Source organism: Ectothiorhodospira haloalkaliphila ATCC 51935, assembly GCF_000633935.1.
GTDB lineage: Bacteria > Pseudomonadota > Gammaproteobacteria > Ectothiorhodospirales > Ectothiorhodospiraceae > Ectothiorhodospira > Ectothiorhodospira haloalkaliphila.
On the sequence record NZ_KK214996.1, the window covers coordinates 90,858 to 94,255 of the forward strand.

Here is a 3,398-nt window from a genome sequence, read left to right on the forward strand (position 1 = left end):
TTGTTTCCCACCCCAAATCGCTGATCACCGCCTGATCTGAAGCGGATTATTTCCTCGTTGATAGAGCCAGCGTGGTGGCAGAGTGTGAGTCGGGTGTGAGGCGAAGTGCCCGGATTGATTCACCGGGCTGGCGGATCGGGGCGGACAGGGGCATGATCTGAGGCCAACCCATAAAAGTGGCCCGCCACGGTAGCCGCCGTGCGGGCCGGTGGCCGGTGTGCTATTGCGGTTGAGAACGCCTTTGACCGGCGAACAATACGTTACCCAGCAAGGCTGGTTGAAAGCAAGCCTGACGTGTTGTCCGCTGCATCCTGCCGGGGGCTGTGGCTTTGCCCGCCACGGCAGCTATGCGCGCAAGCGGCCTCGGGGGGCACGGATCGCCCGCTGGTATTGCCCGCAGGGGCACCGCACGTTTTCCCTGATACCTGATTGTCTGGCGGCCCGCTGGTCGGGGAAGCTACAGGCGGTGGAAGTGGCGGTGATGACCGCGGAGATCGCGCCCAGTCTGGTGGCGGCCGCCAGGATGCTGCGCCCCGAGATCGAGGAGGCAGGGGCGGTGCGCTGGGTACGCCGCCGCAAGGATGCGATAGACGATTGCTTGCACCGCCTCAGGGGACTGCTACTCGACCTGCTCACCGACTGCGCCCCCACCTTGACCGCCTGCCAGATCGCATTAGGTCAGACACCCTTGCTCCCCGCCCTGCGTGAGATTGCCGCGCCCTGGCTCGATCAGTTACCGCCGCCATTCGGTTTTGCCCACCGCTGCAGTGGCGGTGTGTCCACCTCCCCGTCGCGCCAACACACAATGGGCCCTGACCCGCCTGGCAGCGGGGCGTAGCGTCGTGGAGCGACCGTTTGGGTCGTTTTCCCCGGAGACGCTGCCATGCCCGATCCCTCTCATGACCTGCGCCACGAGATCGCCCTGTTCCGTTTCGGGCTGATCGCCGACCTGGTGCGTCGGCCGCCCGGCGCGCCCGGGCTCTATACCCAGCTCCATGCCATTGCCGCCCGCACCCATCAGATCCCTGGCAGCCATCGCACCCATGTGGCCGCCGAGACCTTGCGGGACTGGATGAAGAAGTACCGCCAGGGTGGCTTTGACGCCCTGCTGCCCAAGCCGCGCCAGGATCGTGGCCAGCCCCGGCGCCTGTCAGCGACCGTCACCGAGGCCCTGATCGCCCTGAAGGAGGAACATGCCTCCTGGTCCGTGCGCCAGGTGATCCGGCACCTGCGTGACAACGGCGCGGTGGACGCGGATCTGCCGCTGCCACCTTCCACGGTCCACCGCCTGTTCGTGCGTCATGGGCTGATGCAGCGCCAGGCCGAGGCCACTCATGACCAGGATCGCCGCCGCTTCGCCTTCGCCCGAGCCGGACAGCTCTGGTCCAGCGATGTCATGCACGGCCCCAGTGTCACCGTCGAAGGGCGCGTGCGCCGCAAGACCTATCTGATCGCCTTCATGGACGATGCCACCCGGGTGGTTCCCCATGCCGCCTTCGCCCTCTCGGAGAACACCCGCGCCTTCCTGCCCGTGCTGCGCCAGGCTCTGAGCAAGCGCGGACTCCCTGAACGCTTATACACTGACAATGGCGCGAACTACCGCTCCCATCACCTGGCCTTGGTCTGCGCCCGGCTGGGTATCGCTCTGATCCATGCGCGTCCCTACCGCCCTCAGGGGAAGGGGAAGATCGAACGCTTTTTCAGGACCTTACGCGCCCAGCTACTGAACACCCTCACCCCGGAGGATACCGCCAGCCTGGAGGCCCTCAACCGGCGCCTGTGGGCCTGGGTTGAGGGGGAGTATCACCACGACCCCCATCGCGGCCTGGACGGGATGACGCCCCTGGAGCGGTGGGCTCAGGACGGTGACCAGGTGCGCTATCTGGACCCGAGTCTGGATCTGGAGGATCTGTGCCTGTTCGAGGCGGTACGCAAGGTCCACAAGGACCGTACCGTCAGCCTCGACGGCGTGATCTACGAAGTGGATGCCGCCCTCATCGGCGAGCGCGTCACGCTGCGCTACGACCCCGGCGCCACCCGGCGCACCGTGCAGATCGTCCATCAAGGCCGGTACGTGGAAACCGCCAGGCCCGTGGACCTGTACGCCAACTGCTTCGTCAAGCGCAACACGCCCTCGCGCGAGGCCCGCAGTGAGGATCAGGGCCCGCAACCCAGCCCCTCGGGGATGCACTGGCGGGACTTCGATATCGAGGCGGGGGAGGACTGAGGCCATGTACCGCAAGCACTTCGGCCTGACCGCCTATCCCTTCGAACCCAGCGTGGCCAGTGAAGACCTGTTCGAGTCCCAGACCCTGCGCGAGGCCCAGGCCCGGCTCAGGCACCTGCTGCGCCTGCGGGGCATCGGCCTGCTCACCGGCGAGGCCGGCAGCGGCAAGACCACCGCCTGCCGACGCATCACCAGCACCCTGCACTCGGGACTCTATCGTACCTTCTACATCCCCCTGACCACCGGCAATGTCATGGACATGTACAAGTCCATCGCCTGGGAACTGGGCCTGCCCACCGAACGCAATCGCGCCAGCGCCTTCCGCCAGGTGCGCGCCGAAATCTCCCGGCTCACCCTGGAGAGCAAGCAACTGCCGGTCCTGATCATCGACGAGGCCCATCACCTGCGCAACGATGTCCTGGAGGATCTGCGCCTGCTCACCAACTACGCCATGGACTCCGATCCCCGTCTGTGCCTGCTGTTCGTTGGCCTCACCGAGCTGCGCCGGCGCCTGGGCATGGCCGTGCACGAGTCCCTGGCCCAGCGACTCGTCGTGCGCCATCACCTGGGGGGACTGAGCCGCGAGGAACTGCCCGACTACCTGGCCCACCGTCTGCGCCTGGTCGGCTGCGAACTGCCCCTGTTCGAGCCGGAGGCCATCGAGGCCCTCTATCAGGCCACCCACGGCATGCCCCGCCCTGTCGGCCGCCTGGCCCACTACGCCCTGACCTGCGCCGCCCAGCAACAGGTCCGCCAGGTCAGTGCCGAGCACCTGCAGACCGCCCTGGAGGAACTGCGACCATGAACCACCACCACACCCTCACCATCCCGCTGCCAGGCCACTGGACCCCGGAACAGGCTCTGGCCGTGTGGGAACTGCTGGAGATCCTCACCGAGCATATCGGCCAGCGCTACGACCTCGCCCTGCAGGAAGCCCTGGCCGCCGAGCGAGCGCCCTCCATCGACACCCGCCAGACCTCCCTGTTCGACGACGAGCAGGATCCCTTCTGAGTCCTTGCCCCCGGGCGCGAGTCACCCAAGGCTCGCGCCCCCAGCTTCCCGCATCCGTTCACCTTCCAGGAATCTTCCACCCGAGGGCATAATCCGGGAAAACACTCGGCCTGTAGCCAGGATCTGTGTGGGAAAAGGGGCGTGGAATAATCTGGGAAAC

The 3,398-nt window shown here is 66.6% G+C and carries 4 protein-coding genes; all 4 read left to right on the plus strand.

The window, feature by feature from the left end:
* The first annotated feature begins 241 nt into the window (after positions 1 to 241).
* From ECTHA_RS16730 to ECTHA_RS16735, 4 genes are read left to right on the plus strand one after another with little or no spacing between them, the layout of a single operon-like run.
* On the plus strand, positions 242 to 838 hold the full coding sequence (locus tag ECTHA_RS16730; protein WP_026623440.1) for a hypothetical protein: 597 nt from the start codon (positions 242 to 244) through the stop codon (positions 836 to 838).
* 45 nt (positions 839 to 883) lie between these two features.
* Positions 884 to 2,227: an IS481 family transposase gene (locus ECTHA_RS0102250; RefSeq protein ID WP_026623466.1), complete on the plus strand. Its 1,344-nt coding sequence runs from the start codon at positions 884 to 886 to the stop codon at positions 2,225 to 2,227.
* 4 nt (positions 2,228 to 2,231) lie between these two features.
* Complete coding sequence (locus ECTHA_RS0102255; RefSeq protein ID WP_025283052.1) at positions 2,232 to 3,032, plus strand: ExeA family protein; 801 nt, start codon at positions 2,232 to 2,234, stop codon at positions 3,030 to 3,032.
* Positions 3,029 to 3,238, plus strand: a complete 210-nt coding sequence (locus ECTHA_RS16735) for a hypothetical protein (RefSeq protein WP_025281226.1) — start codon at positions 3,029 to 3,031, stop codon at positions 3,236 to 3,238. The genes ECTHA_RS0102255 and ECTHA_RS16735 overlap by 4 nt, the downstream gene beginning before the upstream one ends.
* Positions 3,239 to 3,398 lie beyond the last annotated feature (160 nt).